The 25,776-nt window shown below is 69.6% G+C and carries 18 protein-coding genes; 8 read left to right on the forward strand and 10 right to left on the reverse strand.

All coding sequences use genetic code 11. The features are described 5' to 3' along the window. Positions 1-126: 126 nt before the first annotated feature. Positions 127-2,706, reverse strand: coding sequence for a murein biosynthesis integral membrane protein MurJ (gene murJ / locus ACFY9V_RS02350; RefSeq protein ID WP_391158842.1), 2,580 nt, complete (start codon positions 2,704-2,706; stop codon positions 127-129). A 26-nt stretch (positions 2,707-2,732) separates the two neighbouring features. Continuing rightward, positions 2,733-5,090 (reverse strand): DUF6049 family protein, encoded by a 2,358-nt coding sequence (locus ACFY9V_RS02355; protein WP_391158845.1) that lies wholly within the window; start codon positions 5,088-5,090, stop codon positions 2,733-2,735. Between the two features lie 307 nt (positions 5,091-5,397). Here ACFY9V_RS02355 and ACFY9V_RS02360 point away from each other — a divergent pair, with 307 nt between their 5' ends. Next, a complete protein-coding gene (locus ACFY9V_RS02360) occupies positions 5,398-6,813 on the forward strand; it encodes a CCA tRNA nucleotidyltransferase (protein WP_391158848.1) in 1,416 nt (471 codons plus the stop codon). 153 nt (positions 6,814-6,966) lie between these two features. On the opposite strand, the gene ACFY9V_RS02365 is transcribed toward ACFY9V_RS02360, so the two are convergent. The 4 genes from ACFY9V_RS02365 to ACFY9V_RS02380 form a co-directional block, all read right to left on the reverse strand. Continuing rightward, positions 6,967-7,824 carry a hypothetical protein gene (locus ACFY9V_RS02365; RefSeq protein WP_391158852.1) on the reverse strand — a complete coding sequence of 286 codons (858 nt, stop codon included), beginning with the start codon at positions 7,822-7,824 and terminating at the stop codon, positions 6,967-6,969. Between the two features lie 43 nt (positions 7,825-7,867). Then, positions 7,868-9,136, reverse strand: coding sequence for an MFS transporter (locus tag ACFY9V_RS02370; protein ID WP_391158853.1), 1,269 nt, complete (start codon positions 9,134-9,136; stop codon positions 7,868-7,870). 149 nt (positions 9,137-9,285) lie between these two features. Continuing rightward, positions 9,286-10,368: an inositol-3-phosphate synthase gene (locus tag ACFY9V_RS02375; RefSeq protein WP_355336654.1), complete on the reverse strand. Its 1,083-nt coding sequence runs from the start codon at positions 10,366-10,368 to the stop codon at positions 9,286-9,288. A 23-nt stretch (positions 10,369-10,391) separates the two neighbouring features. After that, the gene (locus tag ACFY9V_RS02380; RefSeq protein ID WP_355336653.1) at positions 10,392-11,036 is read right to left on the reverse strand and encodes a PadR family transcriptional regulator; all 645 of its coding nucleotides are present in this window, start codon (positions 11,034-11,036) and stop codon (positions 10,392-10,394) included. 413 nt (positions 11,037-11,449) lie between these two features. On the opposite strand from ACFY9V_RS02380, the gene ACFY9V_RS02385 reads away from it, so the two are divergent. Together ACFY9V_RS02385 and ACFY9V_RS02390 are read left to right on the forward strand one after the other, a co-directional pair. Further along, positions 11,450-14,224 (forward strand): transglycosylase domain-containing protein, encoded by a 2,775-nt coding sequence (locus ACFY9V_RS02385; RefSeq protein ID WP_391158856.1) that lies wholly within the window; start codon positions 11,450-11,452, stop codon positions 14,222-14,224. A 107-nt stretch (positions 14,225-14,331) separates the two neighbouring features. Then, complete coding sequence (locus ACFY9V_RS02390; protein ID WP_391158858.1) at positions 14,332-15,906, forward strand: glycosyltransferase 87 family protein; 1,575 nt, start codon at positions 14,332-14,334, stop codon at positions 15,904-15,906. A 39-nt stretch (positions 15,907-15,945) separates the two neighbouring features. Here the strand turns inward: ACFY9V_RS02390 and ACFY9V_RS02395 are convergent, their stop codons facing one another. The 3 genes from ACFY9V_RS02395 to ACFY9V_RS02405 form a co-directional block, all read right to left on the reverse strand. After that, the gene (locus ACFY9V_RS02395) at positions 15,946-16,986 is read right to left on the reverse strand and encodes an alanine racemase (protein WP_355336651.1); all 1,041 of its coding nucleotides are present in this window, start codon (positions 16,984-16,986) and stop codon (positions 15,946-15,948) included. 81 nt (positions 16,987-17,067) lie between these two features. After that, entirely contained in the window at positions 17,068-18,189 is a 1,122-nt protein-coding gene (locus ACFY9V_RS02400) for a peptidoglycan bridge formation glycyltransferase FemA/FemB family protein (RefSeq protein ID WP_355336650.1), read from the reverse strand. Between the two features lie 165 nt (positions 18,190-18,354). Further along, positions 18,355-18,663: a hypothetical protein gene (locus ACFY9V_RS02405; protein WP_355336649.1), complete on the reverse strand. Its 309-nt coding sequence runs from the start codon at positions 18,661-18,663 to the stop codon at positions 18,355-18,357. Between the two features lie 279 nt (positions 18,664-18,942). Here ACFY9V_RS02405 and rpsF point away from each other — a divergent pair, with 279 nt between their 5' ends. The 4 genes from rpsF (at position 18,943) to rplI (ending at position 20,696) form a co-directional block, all read left to right on the forward strand. Then, on the forward strand, positions 18,943-19,233 hold the full coding sequence (rpsF, locus tag ACFY9V_RS02410; protein ID WP_093711983.1) for a 30S ribosomal protein S6: 291 nt from the start codon (positions 18,943-18,945) through the stop codon (positions 19,231-19,233). A 99-nt stretch (positions 19,234-19,332) separates the two neighbouring features. After that, on the forward strand, positions 19,333-19,941 hold the full coding sequence (locus ACFY9V_RS02415; protein ID WP_355336648.1) for a single-stranded DNA-binding protein: 609 nt from the start codon (positions 19,333-19,335) through the stop codon (positions 19,939-19,941). Between the two features lie 49 nt (positions 19,942-19,990). Beyond that, on the forward strand, positions 19,991-20,227 hold the full coding sequence (rpsR, locus tag ACFY9V_RS02420) for a 30S ribosomal protein S18 (protein WP_031512678.1): 237 nt from the start codon (positions 19,991-19,993) through the stop codon (positions 20,225-20,227). 19 nt (positions 20,228-20,246) lie between these two features. Then, complete coding sequence (gene rplI, locus ACFY9V_RS02425) at positions 20,247-20,696, forward strand: 50S ribosomal protein L9 (protein ID WP_355336647.1); 450 nt, start codon at positions 20,247-20,249, stop codon at positions 20,694-20,696. A gap of 246 nt (positions 20,697-20,942) precedes the next feature. On the opposite strand, the gene ACFY9V_RS02430 is transcribed toward rplI, so the two are convergent. Next, positions 20,943-22,403 (reverse strand): MATE family efflux transporter, encoded by a 1,461-nt coding sequence (locus ACFY9V_RS02430; RefSeq protein ID WP_391159547.1) that lies wholly within the window; start codon positions 22,401-22,403, stop codon positions 20,943-20,945. A gap of 689 nt (positions 22,404-23,092) precedes the next feature. Between ACFY9V_RS02430 and dnaB the strand changes: the two genes are divergently transcribed. Beyond that, positions 23,093-25,489: a replicative DNA helicase gene (dnaB, locus tag ACFY9V_RS02435; RefSeq protein WP_391159549.1), complete on the forward strand. Its 2,397-nt coding sequence runs from the start codon at positions 23,093-23,095 to the stop codon at positions 25,487-25,489. The last annotated feature ends 287 nt before the right edge of the window (positions 25,490-25,776 follow it).

The raw sequence follows: 25,776 nt of genomic DNA on the forward strand, positions 1-25,776 counted from the left end.
CGTTCCTGCCTCCCCATCCATTGCGCGATCCCACATCGAGCCGATGACAATTGTGCCCACAGTCCGGCTCTATGCACGACACACAGCGAACCGTGATGGTTGCCCGCCGCTTCGCGACGGGTTCGTTCAGCGCCCGAGCCGTCCTCGCACCATGCCGATCATGGCGGTCATCTCCTCGATCCTCATCCGCTTGGCCGCGAAGAGGAAGATTCCGAGCAGCAGGCCGCCGCCCACCACGAGTGCGGCGAGCGAGCCCACGGCGCCGCTGCCCAGCGCCCCGAGCACGGCGTAGACGGCCAGCCCCGCGATCAGCGCGGCGGGCACGCAGGCGCCGGTCAGCCGAGCGTAGGTGCGTACCACCCGCTTGCCGTCCAGGTCGCCGTCGAGCCGCGAGCGCAGCCGCTTGGCGGCCACCCCGACGCCCACGGCGTACGCGAGGCCGTACGCGGCGGCCATGCCGACCACGGCCCAGCGGGCGGGCAGCACCACGAAGCAGATGGCCGCCGCCGCCGCGTTGACCGCGGCCACGATGACCGTGTTGTAGAAGGGCGTGCGCGTGTCCTCGAAGGCGTAGAACCCGCGGAGGATCACGTACTGCACGGAGAAGGGGATCAGTCCGGCGCCGAAGGCCATCAGGATGAATCCGATGTTGCGCGCGGAACCGGTGCCGGTGCTCGCGTAGAGCAGGCTGCACATCGGGACGCCCAGGGCCAGGAAGGCGAAGGCGGCGGGCACGATGGCCACCGCCGAGGTGCGCAGACCGTAGGAGATGTCGTCGCGCACCGCGGAGACGTCGTTGTCCGCCGCGGCCCGCGAGATCCGCGGCAGCACCGCGGCCATCACCGAGACGGTGATGATCGCCTGGGGCATCTGCCAGATCAGCAGCGCGTTGTTGTACGCCGTGATGCCGGTGCCCTGGTTGCCGCTCTTGTCGGCGTTGGCGCCCGCCCAGGTGGCGAGCTGGGTGACGACGATCAGGCCCGCCTGGTTCGCCAGCACGAAGAAGAACGTCCACTTGGCGAGCTTGGCGGCCTTGCCGAGGCCGTGGCCGCGCCAGTCGAAGCGCGGCCGGAACTTGAAGCCCGCGTCCCGCAGGTACGGCAGCATCGCCAGCGACTGCACGGTCAGACCGAGCAGCGTGCCGATGCCGAGCAGCCGCGCGCCCTCGGGAGTGATGGTCGTCGCGTCCATCCGGGTGGTGCTGTAGGCGCCGTACACCCAGATGAACATGCCGAAGCTGAAGATCACCACGATGTTGTTGAGGACCGGCGTCCACATCATCGCGCCGAATTTGCCGCGCGCGTTGAGCACCTGGCCCATCACCACGTGCACGCCCATGAAGAAGATGGTCGGCAGGCAGTAGCGGGCGAAGGTGATGGCGATGTCGTACGTGTCGGGGTTGTCGGCGATCTTCGCGGACATCAGCCGGATCAGCAGCGGGGCCGCGATCACGGTGACGGCCACGATGCCGCCGAGCACCACCATCACGACCGTCAGCAGCCGGTTCGCGTACGCCGTACCGCCGTCGTCGTCGTCCTTCATCGCGCGGACGAGCTGCGGGACGAAGACGGAGTTCAGACCGCCGCCGATGGTGAGGATGTAGATCATCGTCGGCAGCGTGTTGGCGACGGCGTACGAGTCGCCGAGGGTCGCCACGCCGATCGCGGCGGCGATCACCAGGGTGCGGACGAAGCCGGTGAGGCGGGACACCAGGGTGCCCGCCGCCATCAGCGCGCTGGACTTGAGGATGTTGCCCGCGCGCGTGTTGGAGGTGGCCTCCGCCGCGCGCGGCGGCCTGGCGGCCATCGGCGGCGCGGCCGGGATGATCGGGATCTGCCCGGTGGCGTCCAGCGCGGACACCGGCTCGCCGATGTACGAGGGCGTGTACGCGTACTGCACGGGCTGCTGTGGCTGGTTCGGGTACGGCAGATTCGCGTAGCCGTACCGCGGGTCGGCGTACCGCTGGTCCTGGTAGGCGGCCTGCCCGTACGCCGGATTCTCGTACGCGGGCTCGGCGTACCCCGTCTCGGCGTTGTCCGCGGGCGCGGGCGCCTGCCCGTACGCCGCCGGGTAGCCGGGCGCCTGCTGCTGGTGCTGCGGCGGATAGCCGTAGCCCTGCTGCGGCTGCTGCTGCGGGTACGCGTACCCCTGCTGGGGGTGCTGCGGCTGCTGGTACTGGGCGGGACCCGGCTGCTGGTACGGCTGCTGCTGTTGCCTGGGGTCCTGCGGCGGCGCGTACCCCTGCTGCGACTGCGGGGCCTGCTGCTGGGGCTGCTGGGCCTGCGGGGCCTGGGGCTGTTGCGGCTGCTGCGCAGGCGCGCCGCCGCCGCGCTGGTCGCGGAAGAGGTGATCGAACGCGTCGTACCCCGGGTCCTGCTGGCCCTGGCCGCCCTGCTGCCCCTGGGGCGACCCGCCGACCAGGTCGTCCACGCCGACGTACTGGGTCGCGGAGTTGTCGCCGTACGGCATCTGGGGGTACGCCGAAGGCTGCTGCTGCGGATACTCCTGCCCGTACGGCGGCGGCGGGTGCGCGGCGCGGTCGTACAGCGCCTCGCCCACCGGGTCCTGCGCGGTGGGGTCCTGCTGCTGGTACGGGTCGTAGGCGTAGGTGTTCTGCAGATACGGGTCAGGGGGTGAGGGACGCTGCTCGGGCGATGGAGGCATCTGGCCCGCAGAGTCGCGATCACCGTCATACGGCGCGTTCATCAGTGCCCCACCTTATTGTCCGCCGGCTATCCCTCCACCTTCTCACCCGTCGGGGACAGCTCAACGCTTTCCCGACCGGTGTCCTCGGTGTCAGTGCCAGGGTCACCCGGCTGCCCCGGATCACCGTCCTCCTGCCCGCCGCCGTTGTCCCCGTCCTCACCGTCCCCGCCGTCTCCGCCGCTGTCCGCGGCTGCCTGCCGCTTCCGCTGACGGTAGATGCGAACGCCCGCGAGCACCAGAAGGAGCAGACCGGCGGCGATGATCAACATCACCAGATCGGTGACCTTGGTGATCTTGACGTCGAACTCGACGGCGTTGCTGTTGCGGTAGAGCACGCCCTGCGCGGTGAAGAGCGCCGCGGTGACCCTGACCTTGCCGTTCGCGCTCGCCGACGTCTGGAACTTCAGGGTACGGGTGTGGCCGCCGTCGATCGCGATCGGCTGCTGCGGGTCCTTGATCTCCAGCCGGATGTCGGTGTTCGACGTGAGACGCAGCACAAGGTTGGTGATCGGCTGGTTCAGCTCGTTCTTCACTGTCACCGGAATGGTCCCGCTGCGGCCGGAGAGGGTGAGGGTGGTCTTGGGCAGGATGCGGACCGCGTTGATCAGGTCCTGGAGGTAGCCGCCGATCGAACTGCGGAACTCGGTCGCGTCGGCGGGGTCGCCGCGCCAGCCGGCCGACATGGCGCGCAGCACCGAGTTGCCGAAGGGCACCGTCACCTTGTCCTTGCGGGTGAGGATGGTGACGAAGTCGTTGAGATGGGTCTGCGTCTCGCTGAGCTGCTGGAAGGCGCCCACGGACAGCTCGTGCCTGCGCAGCGCCTTGGGGTACTTCTTCGCCGACGGCACCTTGCGGTTCGCGTCCGGGTCGGCCTTGGCCTTGGCGGCGGTGTCGAAGCCGACCGTGGCGGCCCACGGGCTCGTGCCGACCGTGCCGATCGCCTCGGCCATCGCCTGTGCCTGCGAGACCGTGGGCATGCGCTGCGGGGCGACCAGGATGGTGCGCTGCCTCTCCGGCGCCTGCATGGTGATCATCAGGGTCTGCGCGACGAAGTCCTGCACGGCGAGATCGGCGGGCTCCGCGCGCAGCATGTCGCCCGCGAACGCGGTGGACAGCGAGGCGTCGGCGACCACCGCGGTCACCCCGTGGCCGATCGGTCGGGCCGCGTTGGGCGTGTAGCTGAGCGCATCGCTCTCGCCGACGCTGTCGCTGCGGGCCACGATCCGCTTCGCGCCGCCGGTACGGGCCACCGAGACGATGGCGGGGTCGACGGCCCCGTCCACCGGCCAGGCCACGTCGGAGGTGGCCTGGACGCCGAGGACGGTGTCGAGGGTGCTCACGCCCAGTTCGGACGCGGTCTTGAGGTGGTTGAGGGTGCCGGGCACGCGCAGGCCGTTGTGCGCGACGGAGGCCAGGTCGGTGTCGGCGAACGGCAGCGCGATCACCTGGTCGCCCGCGACAGCGCTCTTGAGTGAGTTCAGCCAGGCCTTGGCGACCGCGCCGCCGGTGCCCTCGGTGGTGTGGGTGACGTCGCCGCCGGGGCCGGCGACCCGGTACGGCTTGGTCATGAAGTCGATCGAGGCGAGCAGGTCGGGGTCGATGATCCAGGTCACCGGCAGCGACTTGGCCAGGTCGACCATCACCTGGAGCCGCCCGCCGGGGGACAGCTCCTTGGCGAGGTCGTCGTCGAGGAAGATCGGGCTCTGCTGGGAGTCGGTGTCGCCGCGGGCGGCCACGTGCGGCCGGTCGGTGAGTGGCCACAGGTAGGTGATCTGCGTGGCCTTCGCGGTGGTGGTGTTGGTGTCGTACCAGGGCAGGAAGGTGCGCTTGATGCCCAGGACGTGCTCGCCGGGCTCCGCGGACGTCTCGCCGTCCAGCGCCACGCCGAGCTGGTAGACGCCCGAGGCGTCGAAGCCCAGGGACTTCACCGGGACCTTGAGGGAGAAGGGCTGGCTCTGCCCGGCCGGGATCTTCGGGAGGTCGACCGTGTGGCCGTCGATCTCCGAGCCGTCCAGGTAGCTGGTGTAACCGGTACGGTCCTGGGCGCTCTTCATCGCGCTGAGGGACGTCAGGGGGCCGTCCGGGGCGACCCTGACGCCCATCCGGGCGCCGGTGATCGTCGTCTTGCCGTTGTTGGTCACCGTGCCGGACACGGTGACGGAGCCGTCCTTGGCGGGGACGCGGGGGTCGACCTTGTTCAGCGCCACCGCGGCGGTGCGCGAGCCGCTGCCGACGGCGGCCTGCGCGCCCGGCGCCTGGAGCGTCTGGACGACCTGGAGCAGCCCGGTGAGCAGCGTGCCCGCGGCGATCAGGGCGACCGCCCGCAGCAGACGCGGCGAGCGCGCCGACGGGGGTCTTCCGGGTGCCTGTGCCGCCTCGCCCACGCGTTCGCCCGTCCCTCGTGTCGGATGTCGACGGGCGGGCGACGGTGGTCGTCGGTCCGCGCCCATCTGATGTGCGTGCTGGCATGTTAACGATCGGCGCTGTGCCAAAGTGCTGCGGAGTCCGGGGAAGAGGCCCGATGCGGCCCAGTCGAGATCTGGCCGGGGTCCGGCCGATGCCCCGCCGGGGTCCGCCGAGGTCCGGAACCGGACGGTATGCCCTCGGGACGCGCGCCGTATGCGCCCGCGACGCGGTCCCGCGGGGAAACCCGGCAGCCGTGGGCTCCGCGGACCCGTACCCTTTTACGTTGTGCCGAATGCCAACAATGCCGCTCAGACCCCGCGGGCCCGCCACCAGGTCGCGCCCGTCGCCGAGGAACTCGGCCACCGATTCCGCGACGCCGGATTCCGGCTCGCCCTCGTCGGCGGCTCCGTCCGGGACACCCTGCTGGGCAGGCTCGGCAACGACCTCGACTTCACCACCGACGCCCGCCCTGAGCAGGTGCTGAAGATCCTGCGGTCGTGGGCGGACTCGGTGTGGGAGGTCGGCATCGCCTTCGGCACGGTCGGCGCGATGAAGGACAGCTTCCAGATCGAGGTGACGACGTACCGCTCCGAAGCGTACGACCGGACCTCGCGCAAGCCGGAGGTGTCCTACGGCGACACCATCGAGGACGACCTGGTCCGCCGGGACTTCACCGTGAACGCGATGGCGGTCGCGCTCCCCGAGGGCGACTTCGTCGATCCGTACGGCGGCCTGGACGATCTGGCGGCGCGGCGGCTGCGTACGCCCGGCACCCCGGAGTCGTCGTTCTCCGACGACCCGCTGCGGATGCTGCGGGCCGCCCGCTTCGCCGCGCAGCTCGACTTCGAGGTCGCGCCCGAGGTGGTCGCCGCGATGTCGGCGATGGCCGACCGGATCGGCATCGTCTCCGCCGAGCGGATCAGGGACGAGCTGAACAAGCTGATCCTGTCCGACCACCCGCGCAAGGGGCTGCGGCTGCTGGTCGACACCGGGCTGGCCGATCTCGTGCTGCCCGAGCTGTCCGCGCTGCGTCTGGAGCGCGACGAGCACTTCCGGCACAAGGACGTCTACGAGCACTCGCTGACCGTGCTGGAGCAGGCGATCGACCTGGAGACCGACGGGCCGGATCTCGTCCTGCGGCTGGCCGCGCTGCTGCACGACATCGGCAAGCCGAAGACGCGCCGCTTCGAGACCGACGGCCGGGTCTCCTTCCACCACCACGAGATGGTGGGCGCGAAGCTGACCAAGGCCCGGCTGACCCAGCTCAAGTACCCCAACGATCTGGTGAAGGACGTCTCCCGGCTGGTCGAGCTGCACCTGCGCTTCCACGGATACGGCAGCGGCGAGTGGACCGACTCGGCCGTACGCCGCTACGTCCGCGACGCGGGCCCGCAGCTCTCCCGGCTGCACAAGCTGACCCGTTCGGACTGCACGACCCGCAACAAGCGCAAGGCAGCCGCCCTGTCCCGCACCTACGACGCCCTGGAAGCGCGCATCGCCGAACTCCAGGAGCGCGAGGAGCTGGACGCGATCCGGCCCGACCTCGACGGCAACCAGATCATGTCGATCCTGGGCGTCCCCCCCGGCCCCCTGGTCGGCAAGGCGTACCAGCACATGCTGGAACTCCGGCTGGAGAACGGCCCGATGACCGAGGACGAGGCGATCGCCGCGCTCAAGACGTGGTGGTCCGAGCAGCAGTGAGAACGGCGGCGTGAAACGACGGAGGGGCGATGTTCCACGTGGAACATCGCCCCTCCGTCGTCTCGCCGAACACGATGTTCCACGTGGAACATCGGCGTCAGCTCAAAGGCATCGGCATGGCGCCATCAGCTCAAGGACGTCAGCTCAAGGACGTCAGCCCACGCGCGTCAGGCAGAGCGCGTAGTCGCCGCCGCGCCCCGAGTGGTCGTACTCGGCGTCGCCGTTGGAGCAGGCGTCTCTGTAGTGCTTGCCGCCGTGCCGCTCCACGACGCGGTACGCGGCCGAGCCCGACGTGCAGTCGACGACCTTCAGGGTCGGGTCGGAGTCGGAGCCGCTCTTGCTGACGCAGTCACCGGCGGACGCCGAATTCGCGTCGTTGCCGCCCATCGCGACTCCCGCGACGATGAGGGCGAGCACCAGCAGCGGCGCCAGCATGACGTACGCGCCGCCGCGCAGGAAGATCGGCTTGCCCGGGTTCATGGGCGGTCCGAAGCCGCCGTTGGGCGCGGGCAGCTTGTTGAACTTGCCGCGCGGCCCGAGGTTGATCAGCACCGTGATCGGCGTGATGACGAACGAGGCGATGCTCCACCAGCCCTGCCACAACGTCTTGGTGGTCATCTCCCGGTGCGTGGCTATCCCGCAGGTGCGGCAGTAGTTCGCCCGTCGCTTCAGGAAGCGCATGATGATCAGGAAGCCCTGGTGGCCGCGGACCGTGGCCTGCACGGCGGGGAAGCCCCCGCAGAAGGTGCACGCCGGGCCGCCGTCCGGCGCCGTCTGCGGCCCGGTCTGCGGGTAGCCGAACGGCTGCTGCCCCTGGCCCTGCGGCGGCCCGTACGGGTTCTGGCCCGGCTGGCCCTGCCCGTACGGATTCTGCCCGTACGGATTCTGGCCGTAGGGGTCCTGGCCGTACGGGTTCTGTCCCTGCTGCGGAGGCGCGGGCGGAGGCGGTGCTGTCTGCTGTGCGTACGGCTGGCCGTAGGGATTGCGGCCAGGAGGTGGCGGAGTAGCCACGGTTTCCCCCATGTGTGGTGTGCGTCCCGGCGCGACGCCGGGGTCAGGAGCGGAGTCGGGTCATCGTGGCGGCCACCCCGGCGTAGAGCAGGGCGAGGACGGTGATCAGCGCTGGGGAACGGCCGTCGGGCGGCAGCATCAGGGCGGAGACCGCCGCGGCGCCTACGAAGGCGACGTTGAAGGCGACATCGTAGAGGGAGAAGACGCGCCCGCGGTAGGAGTCCTGGACGTCGGTCTGCACCACGGTGTCGGTGGCGATCTTCGCGCCCTGCATGGTGAAGCCCAGCACGAAGGCCGCGACCATCATCGGTCCGACGGCGAACGGGAGCGCCAGCGGGAGCAGCAGCACGGCGGACGCGGCGGCGCACACGGTGATCCAGCCGCCGGTGCCGAAGCGGCCGGTGGCCCACGGGGTGAAGACCGCCGCGGTGAAGAATCCGGCCGCGGACAGGCCGACCGCCAGGCCGAGCAGGGCGAGACCGGCGTCGGTGTCCGAGGGGTCGGACCAGGTGTAGCGGCTGAGCATCAGCAAGGTGACGGTCAGGGCGCCGTAGCAGAAGCGCATCGCCGTCACCGCGCCCATCGCCCGCCGCGCCGCGGGCCGTTGGCGCAGATGCCGCCACCCGGCGGCCAGGCCCTGCGCGGTGCCCGCGAGCGCCGTGCGCAGCCGCTGCCGTACCTCGGAGGGATCGGGCCCGAGCCGGTCGCGGCCCAGCGTCAGCGCGGACAGCCCCGCCACCAGATAGACGCCCGCGCCGAGCAGCACGGTCGCCGCGTTGGCCCCGGCGCCCTCGGGCAGGAAGAGGTGCACGACGAAGGCGACGCCGCCGCCCGCGGTCGCCGCGAGCGTCCCGGCCGTCGGGGACAGGGAGTTGGCGATCACCAGCCGCTCGGCGTCCACGACCCGCGGCAGCGCGGCGGACAGCCCCGCGAGCACGAAGCGGTTGACGGCGGTGACCGACAGGGCGGAGAGATAGAACAGCCAGTCCGGCACGTGCAGCAGGATCAGCGCGGCCGTCCCGCAGGACAGCACCGCCCGCAGCAGATTGCAGGAGAGCAGCACCTGCCTGCGCCGCCAGCGGTCGAGCAGCACGCCGGTGAACGGGCCGAGCAGCGAGTACGGCAGCAGCAGTACGGCCATGGCGGAGGCGATGGCGCCGGGCGAGGTCTGTTTCTCGGGCGAGAAGACGACATAGGCGGCCAGCGCGACCTGGAAGACGCCGTCGGAGAATTGGGACAGCAGGCGCACCGCGAGCAGCCGCCGGAAGCCCGACAGCCGCAGCAGCACGCGAAGATCGCGCACAACAGCCATGGTCACAGCCTCACATGACGCGGAAGGCCCCGGGCACGCGACCCGGGGCCTTTCCTTGGTACTGCGGTGGTGCCGTCCTGCGGCGGTGCGGTCCTGCGGTGACGCTGTGGCACCGTGCCGCCGGACGCGGCGTTGTCCGGCTCAGCCGGTCAGCGCTCGACCTCGCCGCGGATGAACTTCTCCACGTTGTCGCGGGCCTCGTCGTCGAAGTACTGCACCGGCGGGGACTTCATGAAGTACGAGGACGCCGAGAGGATCGGGCCGCCGATACCGCGGTCCTTGGCGATCTTCGCCGCGCGCAGCGCGTCGATGATGACACCGGCGGAGTTCGGGGAGTCCCAGACCTCCAGCTTGTACTCCAGGTTCAGCGGGACGTCACCGAAGGCGCGGCCCTCGAGGCGGACGTACGCCCACTTGCGGTCGTCCAGCCACTGCACGTAGTCCGACGGGCCGATGTGGACGTTCTTGGCGCCCAGCTCACGGTCCACGATCTGCGAGGTGACGGCCTGCGTCTTGGAGATCTTCTTGGACTCCAGGCGCTCGCGCTCGAGCATGTTCTTGAAGTCCATGTTGCCGCCCACGTTGAGCTGCATGGTGCGCTCCAGCAGGACACCGCGGTCCTCGAAGAGCTTCGCCATCACGCGGTGCGTGATGGTGGCGCCCACCTGGGACTTGATGTCGTCACCGACGATCGGCACACCGGCCTCGGTGAACTTGTCCGCCCACTCCTTGGTGCCGGCGATGAAGACCGGGAGGGCGTTGACGAAGGCGACCTTCGCGTCGATGGCGCACTGCGCGTAGTACTTGGCCGCGACCTCGGAGCCGACGGGCAGGTAGCAGACGAGGACGTCGACCTGGCGGTCCTTGAGGATCTGGACGATGTCGACTGGGGCCTCGGTGGACTCCTCGATCGTCTCCCGGTAGTACTTGCCGAGACCGTCGTTGGTGTGGCCGCGCTGGACGGTCACACCGCTCTGCGGGACGTCGCAGATCTTGATCGTGTTGTTCTCGCTGGCCCCGATGGCGTCCGCGAGGTCGAGGCCGACCTTCTTCGCGTCGACATCGAAGGCGGCCACGAACTCGACGTCACGTACGTGGTAGTCGCCGAACTGCACGTGCATGAGACCAGGCACCTTGCTGTCCGGGTCGGCGTCCTTGTAGTACTCGACACCCTGCACCAGCGACGCGGCGCAGTTGCCTACGCCAACGATGGCTACGCGAACCGAACCCATACCGGTTGCTCCCTGTGTAATCGTCACGCGGTTCCCCGGTTTTCGGGTCGGCCGCCGTTCTCTTGGTTGTTGTCGTGTGTGTCCTGCTCGGAGTCCGGGCGCGTGGTGCTGCGTCCGGCCCGCTCGGTCTCGATCAGCTCATTGAGCCAGCGGACCTCGCGCTCCACCGATTCCATGCCGTGCCGCTGAAGCTCGAGCGTGTAGTCGTCGAGCCGTTCGCGGGTGCGCACGAGTGAGGCGCGCATCTTCTCCAGCCGTTCCTCGAGGCGGCTGCGCCGCCCCTCGAGGACCCGCATCCTGACGTCCTTCGACGTCTGCCCGAAGAAGGCGAAGCGAGCGGCGAAGTGCTCGTCCTCCCAGGCGTCCGGGCCGGAGTGGGCGAGCAGCTCCTCGAAGTGCTCCTTGCCCGCGGCCGTCAGCCGGTAGACGATCTTCGCCCGGCGGCCGGCGAGGGGTGTCGCGGGCGGATCGCTGTCCACCACCGACTCCTCGATCAGCCACCCCTGAGTGACCAACGTCTTCAGGCAGGGATAAAGACTGCCGTAGCTGAAGGCGCGGAACACCCCGAGCGAGGTGTTGAGCCGCTTGCGCAGCTCGTAGCCGTGCATAGGGGACTCGCGCAGCAGACCGAGAACCGCGAATTCGAGGATTCCGGAGCGCTTGCTCAATCCCTCGTCCCCTCGTTCCGGCCGGTCGCCGCTGTCCCGTACTGTGTGCCGACCCGATGCCTCCGCACGATGCATCGGAGCGATGTGTCGGTGCGATGTATCGAGTCGATACATCGGGACGATAGAACGGTTCGACACATCATGCAAGGCGGTCCGCGGTGACCGCCGTCACAGCGGGTGTCACAACATGAAACCTGTGAGGCGTCAACCGTCCGTTATGTGATGAACGCTCGCATCGTGCGTCTTTTGACCGTGCGTACTCTGTTCGCCATGCAGAGCACCGGGAACCCTGGGACGTCGGCGTGCGTCTTGGTCCTGGGTGCAGTGCGGCCTGACACAGCCGCACTCAGGGGGACAGACCGGAATGTCATCGATGCCTGCAGGCGATCCCGCCTGTCGAGGAGTAGCTGTTCATGAGCGAGCACCGTCGCAAGCCGCCGCAGTCGCCCTCCGGCGGCCGTGCTGCCGCCAGGCGCGGGGGACAGCAGCCGACGCCCCCTGCGTCAGGCGGCCGACGCGCGGCCGGCGGCCCCCCCGCCGGGTCCCCTAGCGGTATGCCCAGTGGCGGTACGCCGCCCGGCGGTACCCCGGGCGCCGTACCCGGCCGTCCCCCCGGCCCTCCCGGCGGCGTGCCCAGCGGTTCCCCTTCCGGCCCCGGCGGCCCCGGTGTCCCCTATGAAGGACGCGCCGCGGCCCGCCGCGCCGCCCAGGGACGCGGCGGTGGCGGCAACGGCAACGGCGGCGGTCGCCGCAGAGGCACCGGCGGCCCCGGTGAACCCGGCGGCCCCGCGGGCCGGGGAGGCCGCAGGCCCGCCAAGAAGCGCTTCATCGACTACCCGCGCTTCGGCAAGCAGGGCTGGCGGCACTGGGTGCCCTCCTGGCGCCAGGTCACCGCGCTGTGCATCGGCTTTGTGGGCACCCTGGTCGGCATCGCGGGCATCGCGTACGCCATGGTCGACATCCCCGACGAGAACAAGGCAGCCGTCGCCCAGAACAACGTCTACTACTGGGCCGACGGCACCCGCATGGTCGCCACCGGCGGTGACTTCAACCGGCAGAACATCACGTACGACCAGATCCCCAAGGCCATGCGCTACGCGGTGATCTCGGCCGAGAACAAGACCTTCGAGACCGACTCCGGTGTCGACCCGATGGGCATCACCCGCGCGCTGTTCAACATGGCCAAGGGCGGCGAGACGCAGGGCGGCTCGACCATCACCCAGCAGTACGTGAAGAACTCGATGCTCGACCAGTCGCAGACGGTCAGCCGGAAGTTCAAAGAGCTGTTCATCTCCATAAAGGTCGGCGCGAAGGTCGGCAAGAACGACATCATCACCGGCTACCTGAACACCTCGTACTTCGGCCGCGGCGCCTACGGTCTCCAGGCCGCCGCGCAGACGTACTACGGCGTGGACGCGGTCAAGCTCGACCCCAGCCAGTGCGCCTTCCTGGCGGCGTTGCTCAAGGGCCCGACGTACTACGACCCGATAGGCGCCACCAACATCGACACGTCGGCCACCGCCGAGGCCAACACCAAGCGCTCCACGCAGCGCTGGGCCTGGATCCTCGACCAGGAGGTCAAGTACGGCCACATGACGGCGACCGAGCGCGCCAAGTACACCAAGTACCCGATGCCCCAGGGGCTGAAGGTGCAGGCGGGCATGAGCGGTCAGATCAGCTACCTGGTCGACACGGTGAACAACTACGTCACCACGCACTCCTCGCCGAAGATCACCCAGAAGGACCTTGACCTGGGCGGATACCAGATCTACACGACCTTCGACAAGGCCAAGGTCAACGCCCTGAAGAAGTCCGTCGAGGCGGTCCGCAAGGCGAACATCAAGCCCGGCGGCTCGCACAAGTACCTGGGCGACGACCCCGACTACAAGGGCACGGACGCGGACAGCAACGTGCAGTTCGGCGCCGCCTCCGTGGTGCCGGGCGACGGCAAGATCGTGGCCATCTACGGCGGCGAGGGCTACGAGCACAACGAGTTCAACAACAACGCCAACACCGCCGGTGTGCCGGTCGGCTCGACCTTCAAGCCGTTCGTGCTCTCCGCGGCCATGATGTACGGCACCAACCACAGCGACGGCAAGCCCATCACGCCGGACAGCAAGTACAACGCCAACGACCTGCTGGTGATCAAGGACCACGACGGCAATGTGGTCCTCGACAAGGAGAACAAGCCGTTCCGGCAGAAGAACGAGGACTCGATCAAGCACGGCTACGTCACGCTGACCAAGGCCATGCAGAACTCGATCAACACCCCGTTCGTCCAGCTCGGCGAGGACGTCGGCCTGCCCAAGGTCAAGGCGACGGCGGAGAGCGTGGGCCTGCTCGACGAGAGCATGGCCACCATGGTGCCGTCGTTCTCGATCGGTACGTCCACGCCCAGCGCGATCCGGATGGCCGACGCGTACGCCACCTTCGCCAAATCCGGCGTGCAGGTGGACCCGTACTCGGTCACCAAGGTGATCCACAACGGTGACCAGATCAACGGCTTCTCGCGGCCCAAGCCCAAGCAGGCGCTGCCGGACAACATCGCCAACAACGTCACCAAGGTCCTGCAGAACGTGGTCGAGAACGGCACCGGCACCAAGGCCAAGGCCCTGGGCCGTACCGCGGCGGGCAAGACCGGTACCACCGACAGCCCCGGCGGCACCCGGTCCGCGTGGTTCGTCGGCTACACCCAGCAGCTCTCCACGTCCGTGGTGATGTTCCGCCAGGACACCAAGGCCAAGAAGCTGCTGCCGATGTCCGGCACCGGCGGCAACTCCTCCATCCACGGTGGTGACCTCCCGGCCACCATCTGGACCGACTACATGAAGGCCGCCCTCGGCAACTCCGAGGACCCCGGCTTCCCGGACGCCAGCAAGATCGGCGAACCGCAGAACGAGCCCGGCGCCCCGTCCCCGACGCCGTCCATGACGACGCCGCCGCCGAGCCCGACCGACACCGCAACCACCCCGCCGCCCACCACGACGACGCCGCCGACCACCCCGCCGACGACGCCGCCCACCACGCCGCCCACCACGCCGAGCGGCCCGTGCCTGCCGTGGGACCAGACCTGCAACACGCCGACGCCGAGCGACACCCCGACCACGTCGGGCAGCACCGGAGGACCGGGCGGCGGCGGAGGCAACAGCGGCGGAACATCCACCCGCAAACCCGGCGACGGAGGATGACGGACGGCGGCTGACGGGGGACGGCGACCGTCGCTGACAGCAGACAGCGACGGTTGGTGTCCCCGGGGACTCTCGCTCACACAGACCGGTACGGCAGGATGTTCGCCATGACGAGCGTGCGCGACCGCGAAGAGGCCGACCGGCGAGAGCTCCCCGTGCGACCCTCCGACGAGGACCCGGTCGCCGCGGCCGGCAGTGAGTTCCTGGGCGGGCCCACCGGACGGTGGGCCCGCTCCGGCGGTTACCGCTGGTGGAACCCGGTCCGCGTGATGGTGCTCGTCGTCATCGGGATGTTCGCCCTCGGCATGGCGCAGAAAGCGTCCTGCTACTCCGGCGGCTGGTTCCAGGGCGGCTCCCCGCAGTACATCCACGCCTGCTACTCCGACATCCCGCACCTGTACTCGCAGCGCGGCTTCGCCACCGACCTGGTCCCGTACTTCGACCGGATCCCGGACTCGGTCTCCGGCAGCGGCTTCCACTACCTCGAGTACCCGGTGCTCACCGGCCTGTTCATGGAGGTCGCCTCCTGGCTGACCCCGCACGGCGGCGACCTCCAGCACCGCGCGCAGATCTACTGGATCGTGAACTCCGCGATGCTGATGATCTGCGCGGTCGTCCTCGTCACGTGCGTGGCGCGCACCCAGCGGCGGCGCCCCTGGGACGGCCTGCTCATCGCCCTGTCCCCCGCGCTCGCGCTCACCGCGACCATCAACTGGGACCTGTTCGCCGTCGCCCTGACCGCCGTCGGCATGCTGCTGTGGGCCCGCAGCCGACCGCTGGCCGCGGGCATCCTGATCGGCCTGGCCACCGCGGCCAAGCTCTACCCCGTCCTGCTGCTGCTCGCGCTGTTCCTGCTGTGCCTGCGCGCCGGGCGGCTACGGGCCTTCGGCACGGCGCTCGGCGGCGCCGTCCTGTCCTGGCTGGTGGTCAACGGTCCGGTGATCCTGCTCGCCCGTCACGGCTGGTCGGAGTTCTACAGCTTCAGCCGTACCCGCGGCGTCGACTACGGCTCGCTGTGGCTGATCGTCATGCAGCGCACCGGCAACCCGCTGACCGGCGTGAGCGCGTACGTGGCCGCCCTGATGCTGCTGCTGTGCGCCGGGATCGCCGCCCTCGCGCTGTACGCCCCGCGCCGCCCGCGCTTCGCACAGCTCGCCTTCCTGCTGGTGGCCGCGCTGGTGATCAGCAACAAGGTCTACTCGCCGCAGTACGTGCTGTGGCTGCTCCCGCTCGCCGTGCTCGCCCGCCCGCGCTGGCGCGACCTGCTGATCTGGCAGGGCGCCGAGGTGCTGTACTTCATCGGCATCTGGATGCAGCTCGCGTACGTCACCGGCGGCACCAAGCACCACGGTCTGTCCGCCGACGGCTACCACCTCGCCATCGCCGTGCACCTGCTCGGCACGCTCTACCTGTGCGGCATGGTCATCCGCGACATCCTCCTGCCGCAGCACGACGTACTGCGGCAGGACGGCGACGACGACCCCTCGGGCGGAATCCTGGACGGCGCGGAGGACGTGTTCGTGCTCGGCGCCGTCCACCACGAGCCGCGGCACGCGGCTCCCTTCGCCGGACAGCGGGTCGAGTGGGGCACCACGATGCCGACGGACTCCGCGCCCACGACGCCTTCGCCCACGACACCTTCGCCCACGACGACTTCGCCCGCGGTGGACGAGAAGGACTAGACGGCTGGAGAAGAAGCAGAGGAGGGCGCGACAGGCGTCCTACGACGGGTGGCGGTCCACGACCCGGTCGAACTGGGTCGTGGTGTGCCGCAGGTGCGCCACCAGCTCGTCGCCCACCGCGGGCGGCGCCACGTCACCCGGCAGGAACAGGATCGACACCTGCATGTGCGGCGGCTCCGCGAACCAGCGCTGCTTGCCCGCCCACACGAACGGCGACAGATTGCGGTTGACGGTCGCCAGGCCCGCCCGCGCGACCCCCTTGGCCCGCGGCATCAGACCGTGCAGCGCCTTCGGCGCCTCCAGGCCCACACCGTGCGAGGTGCCGCCCGCCACGACCACCAGATGGCCGTCGGCGGCCGACTTCTCCTGCCGGTAGCCGTACCGGTCGCCCTTGACGATCCGCGTGACGTCGAGCACCGCGCCGCGGTACTCCGTCGCGTCGTGGTCGCCGAGCCACATCAGGGTGCCGATCCGCGCCCGGAACCTGGTCTGCGGGAACTGCTGCCTGAGCTGCGCCAGTTCGGTCGCCTTGAGGTGGCTGACGAACATCGTGTGCAGCGGCAGCCGGGCCGCCCGCAGCCGCTCCATCCAGGCGAAGACCTCCTCGACCGCGTCCGTACCGTCGGTGCGGTCCAGCGGCAGGTGGATCGCGAAACCCTCCAGGCGTACGTCGTCTATCGCCGTGTGCAGCTTGACCAGGTCGTCCTCGGCCACGCCGTGCCGGCGCATGCTGCTCATGACCTCGATGACCACCCGCGCGCCGACCAGACCGCGCACACCCTCCACCGAGGACACCGAGCGGATCGCCCGGTCCGGCAGCGGCACCGGCTCCTCGCCCAGCCGGTACGGGGTCAGCACCAGCAGGTCGCCGCTGAAGTAGTCCTTGATCCGGGCGGCCTCGTACGTCGTGCCGACGGCGAGCATGTCGGCGCGCAGCCGGGTCGCCTCGTCGGCGAGGCGCTCATGGCCGAAGCCGTACCCGTTCCCCTTGCATACCGGCACGATGCCGGGGAACTGGTCCACCACGGACTGGTGGTGTGCACGCCAGCGTGCGGTGTCGACGTACAGGGTGAGGGCCATGGCCTGGTCGGGACCTTTCCTTGAGCGAGCCTTCGGCGGGCCGCGCGCGGGCCTTGTCGTGGCCCGTGCGCGGGCCCGGGGTCAGCGACGCGACATGTAGATGTCGAGCGCCTTGTGGAGCAGCTTGTTGAGCGGGAAATCCCACTCGCCCAAGTATTCGGCAGCCTGCCCGCCCGTGCCCACCTTGAACTGAATCAGACCGAACAAATGGTCGTTCTCGTCCAGGGAATCGCTGATTCCGCGCAGATCGTAGACGCTGGCGCCCATCGCGTACGCGTCCCGCAGCATCCGCCACTGCATCGCGTTGGACGGCCGCACCTCACGCTTGTGGTTCGCCGAGGCGCCGTAGGAGTACCAGACGTGCCGGCCGACGGTCAGCATCGTCGCCGCGGCGACCGCCTCGCCCTCGTGCACCGCCAGGTAGAGCCGCATGCGGTTGGGGTCCTCGGCGTTCAGCGAGGTCCACATCCGCTGGAAGTACGACAGCGGGCGCGGCCTGAAGTGGTCGCGCTCGGCCGTCACCTCGTAGAGCTTCTGCCAGGTCGGCAGGTCGTCGTAGCCGGCCTGGACCACCTCGACACCGGCCTTCTCGGCCTTCTTGATATTGCGCCGCCAGAGCTGGTTGAAGCCCTTGAGGATGTCGTCCAGCGAACGGTTCTCCAGCGGGACCTGGTACACGTACCGCGGCTGTACGTCGCCGAAGCCCGCGCCGCCGTCCTCGCCCTGCTGCCAGCCCATCCGGCGCAGCTTGTCCGCGACCTCGAAGGCGCGCGGTTCGATGAAGTCGGCCTCCACGTCGCGCAGCCGCTTGACGTCCTGGTCGGCGATGCCGGTCTTGATGGTGTTCGCCTCCCACCGGCGGATGATCACCGGCGGGCCCATCTTCACGGTGAAGGCGCCCTGCTGCTTGAGGTGGGCGAGCATCGGCTTCAGCCACTCGTCCAGGTTGGGCGCGTACCAGTTGATGACCGGGCCCTCGGGCAGATACGCCAGGTACCGCTTGACCTTCGGGATCTGCCGGTAGAGCACCAGACCGGCGCCGACGATCTGGCCGGTCCTGTCGTCGATCCAGCCGAGATTCTCCGACCGCCACTCCGACTTCACATCAGCCCATGCCGGGACCTGGCAGTGGCTTGCCGAGGGCAGGCTCTGGATGTACGCCAGATGCTGCTCGCGGCTGATGGTCCTCAGGGTCAGGCTCATGCGGGGCGCTCCCCAAACTCACGACGAACTTCACGACTGCGGGCTGGAATGCTCACTACTTGCTTGTGGTGGGTTTCCGGTGCTGTTTTCTGGCCCGAAGCCTACTGCGCGGGGGAAGCGCCCTCGCTACTGCTCGCCGGTGCTGTCGGCGACTGCCGGCCGCCGCTACCAGAGCCCGCCGAACAGCCCGCCGTGCGCGACACCGATGTAGAAGCCGACCGCCGCCATGCCGAGGCCGATGACGAGAGCGAACCGCTCCGCCGTGGTCGCCGAGATGAACTGGCCGTAGCCGCCGGTGAGGATGCCGACCAGACCGGTCCAGGAACTGAGCAGATGCAGGCTGTTGAAGGCCGAGGAGATGATCGCGATCGCGCCGAGGACGACGGTCACCGCGACCAGCGTGTTCTCCAGCGGGTGCGGCCGGCCGTCGGTGTTGAAGGTGAGGTGGTGGGTCCGTTCCGCGTGCTGTGCCATGGGGCACCTCCGTGACGGAGTAGATGTGTCCAGATTGGGGGCAAAAGGGGGCGGATTTCAACCCGGGGGACCTGTGCGGGTAGTCTGTACGGTCTGCACCGGTGTCTGTGCGTGGGCCGGGCCTCGCCCGACTCGGCGGAACGCTCCTCGGACCGATCCGCCGCTCGACTGTCTGTCACTCGACTGTCAGTGCCCCGCGCTACCGTTGCGACGCAGATACAAACCCTCCTGCCACGGAAACGCCGTGGCCGCCTGAGTCCAAAGGAGGTGGGTTCCCCTATGCGTCACTACGAGCTCATGCTCATTCTCGACCCCGATCTTGAGGAGCGCGCTGTCTCCCCGCTGATCGAGTCCTTCCTCGCCGTCGTCCGCAATGGTGGCGGCAGCGTGGAGAAGGTCGACACCTGGGGCCGTCGTCGCCTCTCCTACGAGATCAACAAGAAGCCCGAGGGCATCTACTCGGTCGTCGACCTCAAGGCCACGCCTGAGGTCGTCAAGGAGCTCGACCGTCAGCTCAACCTGAACGAGTCGGTTCTGCGGACCAAGGTCCTCCGCCCCGAACTGCACTGAGCTCTCCGCTCAGCGCACCGGGGCAGTAACCGAGTAGTAGCCAGCAGTAGTCAGTAGCAGCAGCCAGAAGCAGTCAGCACACCGCCGAGAGGTCATCCCATGGCAGGCGAGACCGTCATCACGGTTGTCGGCAATCTTGTCGACGACCCCGAGCTGCGCTTCACCCCGTCGGGTGCGGCGGTCGCGAAGTTCCGAGTCGCGTCCACTCCGCGCACCTTCGACCGGCAGACCAACGAGTGGAAGGACGGCGAGAGCCTGTTCCTCACCTGCTCGGTCTGGCGGCAGGCGGCCGAGAACGTCGCCGAGTCGCTCCAGCGAGGCATGCGCGTCATCGTGCAGGGCCGGCTGAAGCAGCGGTCGTACGAGGACCGTGAGGGCGTCAAGCGGACGGTCTACGAACTGGACGTCGAAGAAGTCGGCGCCAGCCTGAAGAGCGCGACGGCCAAGGTCACCAAGACCAGCGGTGGCGGTCGTGGCGGTCAGCAGGGCGGCGGGTTCGGCGGAGGCGGCGGCCAGGGCGGCGGCGGCAACTGGGGCGGAAGCTCCGGTGGCGGCCAGCCCCAGGGCGGCGGCGGTGCTCCCGCCGACGACCCGTGGGCGACCAGCGCGCCGGCCGGCGGCGGCCAGGGCGGCGGTGGCGGTAACTGGGGCGGCGGCTCCGGTGCCGCTTCTTCCGGCGGCGGCTACTCGGACGAGCCGCCCTTCTAGGGCGGGCATCCTCACTTCTTGATCGCAAGATCGCATTAGGAGAATCACCATGGCGAAGCCGCCCCCGCGCAAGCCGAAGAAGAAGGTCTGCGCGTTCTGCAAGGACAAGACCGTGTACGTGGACTACAAGGACACGAACATGCTGCGGAAGTTCATTTCCGACCGCGGCAAGATCCGTGCCCGCCGCGTCACCGGCAACTGCACGCAGCACCAGCGTGACGTCGCCACGGCCGTGAAGAACAGCCGTGAGATGGCGCTGCTGCCCTACACGTCGACCGCTCGATAAGGAAAGGGTGACCTGAAGCATGTCGAAGATCATCCTTACCAACGAGGTCAGCGGCCTGGGTGCCGCGGGCGACATCGTCGACGTCAAGCCGGGCTACGCCCGCAACTACCTGATCCCGCGTGGCTTCGCCATCGCGTGGACCAAGGGTGGCGAGAAGGACGTCGAGCAGATCCGCCGCGCCCGCCGCATCCGCGAGATCCACTCGCTGGACGACGCGAACGCGGTCAAGGCGCAGCTCCAGGGCGTCAAGGTCCAGCTCAGCACCCGCGCCGGTGACACCGGCCGGCTGTTCGGCTCGATCACCCCGGCCGACATCGCCGCGGCGATCAAGACCGCCGGTGGTCCGGCCGTCGACAAGCGTCGTCTCGAGGTCGGTTCGCCGATCAAGACGCTGGGCGCGCACAAGGTGACGGTGCGGCTGCACCCCGAGGTCGAGGCCGTCCTCGACCTGGAGGTCGTGGCCGCGTAATCGCGACCGCTGTGTTCCACGTGGAACAGGGAGGGCCGGGCACCCCGATTACGGGGGTGCCCGGCCCTTCGTCGTTCCGGGGTTCCGGGTGCGGCGGGCGCTGTGAGGTCTGGCCGCTCGCTGTGAGGTGTGTCGGCGGGTGGCTCGGCGGGCGGCTCGCGCTCTCGGCGAGTGCCGCGGGCTCCTCGGCGGGCGGGTCGGGCTCTCGGCGAGTGCGTCGGGCTCCTCGGCGGGCGGCTCGGGCTCTCAGCGGGCGGCGCCCGTGACGATCCAGCGGCCGGAGCGGGCCCGGAGCCACAGGGCGGCGAGCCGGGTCAGCATCATCAGGGTCATCGCCCACCAGAGCGCGGTCAGCCCCCAGCCCAGGGCGGGCACGGCCAGCGCGGCGGGCGCGAAGACGGCCAGCGTCCCCAGCATCGACCAGGCGAGATACGGCCCGTCGCCCGCCCCCATCAGCACGCCGTCCAGGACGAAGACGATGCCGCAGACCGGCTGCGCCACCGCGACCACCAGCAGCGCGGACGCCAGCGCGTCCCGTACGGCCGGGTCCGAGGTGAACATCGGCCCGATCAGCGGCCGGGCCAGCGTCACCAGCAGCCCCAGGACGACCCCGCAGGCCACTCCCCACTCGATCATGCGGCGGCAGGCGGCGCGGGCGCCCTCGGGGTCGTCCGCGCCCAGGTAGCGGCCGATGATCGCCTGTCCCGCGATGGCGATGGCGTCCAGGGCGAAGGCGAGCAGGGACCAGACGGTGAGGGTGATCTGGTGGGCGGCGATCGCGGCGTCGCCGAGCCCCGCGGCGACGGCGGTGGCGATGAGCAGGACGGCCCGCAGGCTGAGGGTGCGGACGAGGAGGGGGACGCCGGCTCGGGCGCAGGCGCGTATGCCGGCGGGGTCGGGGCGCAACAGGGTCCACAGGGCGGAGCGTGCACCCGTACGGGCGTCCGTCGCGGGGTCGTGTGGCGCGGGGTCGTCTCGCGGCGCGAGGTGCCGCGTCGTGTCGTGCCGCGTCGGGAGGTGCGGCTTGGCGAGGTGCCGCTTGGCGCCGCGGATCACCACCCACACGTAGACGGCCGCCATGCCGTTCTGGGCGATGACCGTGCCCCACGCGGAGCCCGCGATGCCGAGTCCCGCGCCGTATACCAGGCCCGCGTTGAGCCCCGCGTTGGCGGCGAACCCGCCGACCGCCACGTACAGCGGGGTGCGGGTGTCCTGGAGGCCGCGCAGGACGCCGGTCGCCGCCAGCACCATCAGCATCGCGGGGATGCCGAGCGAGCTGATCCGCAGATACGTGGTCGCGTACGGTGCGGCGGTCGGCGACGCGCCGAACAGGTCGACCACGGCCGGGGCGGACGGGAGGACGACGGCGATCACCAGCGCGCCCAGCAGCAGCGCGAGCCAGATGCCGTCCACGCCCTGGCGGATCGCGGCGGGCAGGTCGCCCGCGCCGACCCGGCGGGCGACGGCGGCGGTGGTCGCGTACGCCAGGAAGACGAAAATGTTGACGGCGGTGGTGAGGAGCGCGGCGGCGACGCCGAGGCCCGCGAGCTGGGCGGTGCCGAGATGGCCGACAACCGCGCTGTCGGCCATGACGAAGAGGGGTTCGGCGACCAGCGCGCCGAAGGCGGGGACCGCGAGGGCGAGGATCTCCCGGTCGTGGCGGCCCCGGGCGGGCGTGCGGGGGGACGAGGCCGGATCCTTCTCCACTGCGGGCTTGGCGACCGGATTCACATGCACAGGGTAATCGTCCACAAGTAAGAGGTAAAGGCCACCCTCGACTATTACGGGTGACTGCGTAGAGTGATCTCCTCCGCGTTGTTTGTGGCGATCTTGGGCCGACCGTGAATTTTTTTCTCCTGCACAGGCTATGGATGGAGAAAGGCCAGGTCAGAGCCGTTCCCTTGAGTAGATTGTCAGCTTGTCCACAGCGTCGTCCCAAGGGCTGTACACAGGTTGGGGCCACTTCTCCACAGGTATGCCGCCGCCGTCCACACCCCCTGTGGATAACCGGGTTGGTCAGGGCCGCCGAGAGCCCTACCGTGGACCGTCCCCCGACGCGCCGCGAGCGGCCCCGGGTGACTCAAATGTCGGCGCCGTGCCGTAAGAAAGAGCCGTGCCCCACGAACGCGTGGCACGTAACGGGGTGCGGTCGAACGCGGTCGAACGGTCCGCAGGGACGGGAGGAGGTGGCGCGGATGAGCCAGCCCGAACCCGCGGACGAGCACTGGGGGGAAGCACCCCCGGAAGCCGGTCCGAGCGACCGGCCCCCCGTCACCCGCTTCCGCAAGAAGAACGGCAACGACGACAGCGACAGCAACCGCTGGTCCGAGGGCGGCGGCGGCTTCGAGCGCGTCCCCCCGCAGGACCTCGACGCCGAACAGTCCGTCCTCGGCGGCATGCTGCTCTCCAAGGACGCCATCGCCGACGTCGTCGAAGTCCTCAAGGGCGCCGACTTCTACCGCCCCGCCCACGAGACGATCTACGCGGCGATCCTCGACCTCTACGCCCGCGGCGAGCCCGCCGACCCCATCACCACCGCAGCCGAACTCACCAAGCGCGGCGAGATCGCCCGCGTCGGCGGCGCCCCCTACCTCCACACCCTCGTCAACGCCGTCCCCACCGCGGCCAACGCCGAGTACTACGCCGAGATCGTCCACGAACGCGCCGTCCTGCGCCGCCTCGTCGAAGCCGGCACCCGCATCACCCAGATGGGATACGCCGCCGACGGCGACGTCGACGAGATCGTCAACAACGCCCAGGCCGAGATCTACGCCGTCACCGAACAGCGCACCTCCGAGGACTACCTCCCCCTCGGCGACATCATGGAGGGCGCCCTCGACGAGATCGAGGCCATCGGCTCCCGCAGCGGCCAGATGTCCGGCGTCCCCACCGGCTTCACCGACCTCGACTCCCTCACCAACGGCCTCCACCCCGGCCAGATGATCGTCATCGCCGCCCGCCCGGCGATGGGCAAGGCCCTGGCGCTCGACACCCCCCTGCCCACCCCGACCGGCTGGACGACGATGGGCGCGGTCCAGGTCGGCGACCACCTCCTCGCCGCCGACGGCACACCGACCCGAGTGGTCGCCGCCACCGACGTCATGGTCGGGCGTCCTTGCTACGAGGTCACGTTCTCCGACGGTACGAAGGTCCTGGCTGACGCGGACCATCAGTGGCTCACCTGGGACCGGAACACTCGCGAGGCATTCGACCACGCGAGGCCAGAGGCCACCTCCTACCCGGACAACTGGCCGTCCTGGTCTCCCTCACGGTCATCCGCCGGCACCAAGCCCGGCAGGACCGCGGGCGCCGTCCAGGAGCAGTGGAACCGTCCCGAACCCGAGAGCAAGGCAGTCAGGCCGCGCAGCACCAGGGAGATCGCCGCCACGGTCCGTGCGCTGCACGAGAACAATCACGCGATCCCGGCCACGAGGGCTCTCGTCGGCCCTGAAGTCGATCTGCCCATCGATCCGTACGTGCTCGGCTACCTCCTCGGAGACGGCGATACCGCCGGAAGCGGGCGTGTCGCCTGCGATCCACAGGACCGCGACTGGCTGATCAAGGAGTTTGACGCGGCCGGGTATGACGCTCGTCGGCACAGCAGCACCGGCCACTTCGGTGTGCGTGGGCTGAGGGACGCGTGGAGCCAGCTCGGTGTGTCCGCTGGCAAGCACATCCCGGCCGGGTACCTGCGCGCGTCCTTCGACCAGCGTCTGGCGCTGGCGCAGGGCATGGTGGATGCGGACGGGACCGTCGATGGCCACGGGGCCTATCGGTTCACGAACACCCATCGCGAACTGGTCGACGGATTCTGTGAGCTTGTCGTCTCCCTCGGTTGCGTCCCGCGGGTTCACCACCGCACCGGGCGTACCAGGGCCGACGTGATCAGCGCGGACTCCTGGGACGTCATCGTTCCGACGAATCTTCCTCTTGCCCGGATTCCGCGTAAGGCGAGTTCCGCTCGAGGGCGGTGGAAACGCGAGCAGGTCACGCGGTACATCACTTCCGTCACCCCGGTCACGAGCGTCCCGGTCCGCTGCGTGCAGGTGGACAACCCGGACCACCTGTACCTGGCCACCCGCTCCATGGTGCCCACCCACAACAGCACGCTCGCGCTGGACTTCGCGCGGACGTGTTCCATCGCCAACAAGATGCCCAGCGTCATCTTCTCGCTCGAAATGGGGCGCAACGAGATCGCGATGCGGCTGCTGTCCGCCGAGGCGCGGGTGGCGCTGCATCACATGCGGTCGGGGACCATGACGGACGACGACTGGACGAAGGTGGCCCGGCGGATGTCGGACGTCACCGAGGCGCCGCTCTACATCGACGACTCGCCGAACCTGTCGATGATGGAGATCCGCGCCAAGTGCCGTCGCCTCAAGCAGCGCAACGACCTGCGCCTGGTCGTCATCGACTACCTCCAGCTCATGCAGTCGGGCGGCTCGCGCCGCCCCGAGAGCCGTCAGCAGGAGGTCTCGGACATGTCCCGTAACCTCAAGCTCCTCGCCAAGGAGCTCGAAGTCCCGGTCATCGCGCTCTCCCAGCTCAACCGTGGCCCCGAACAGCGCACCGACAAGAAGCCCATGGTCTCCGACCTGCGCGAATCCGGCTCCATCGAGCAGGACGCCGACATGGTGATCCTCCTCCACCGCGAAGACGCCTACGAAAAGGAGTCCCCCCGCGCGGGCGAGGCCGACCTGATCGTCGCCAAGCACCGCAACGGCCCCACCGCCACCATCACGGTCGCCTTCCAGGGCCACTACTCCCGCTTCGTGGACATGGCCCAGACCTGACCGGGGACGCTGTGGGATCCCAGGTCCCGTGTCCTTTTCCCACCGGCGATGTCCACCGCGTGGCCAATAGGACAGGGGGATGGGATTCATGCCCCGTGAGCGAGCAGTTCCCCTCTTTGTGTACGGGACCGCCCCGTTCAGCGTCTGCGTGCGTGGCTGGGGCAGGACCCCGGCGTTACGCGGCCAGCGGGGCCGCCTCCGGAAACGCGGGGTTGGTGGTCCGATGGGTACAGCGGTGGCCGCGCCGGTACGGCTGAGTGTCCGGCGTGGTGACGAGTCCGTGGTGG

Source organism: Streptomyces sp. NPDC008317, assembly GCF_042955955.1.
GTDB lineage: Bacteria > Actinomycetota > Actinomycetes > Streptomycetales > Streptomycetaceae > Actinacidiphila.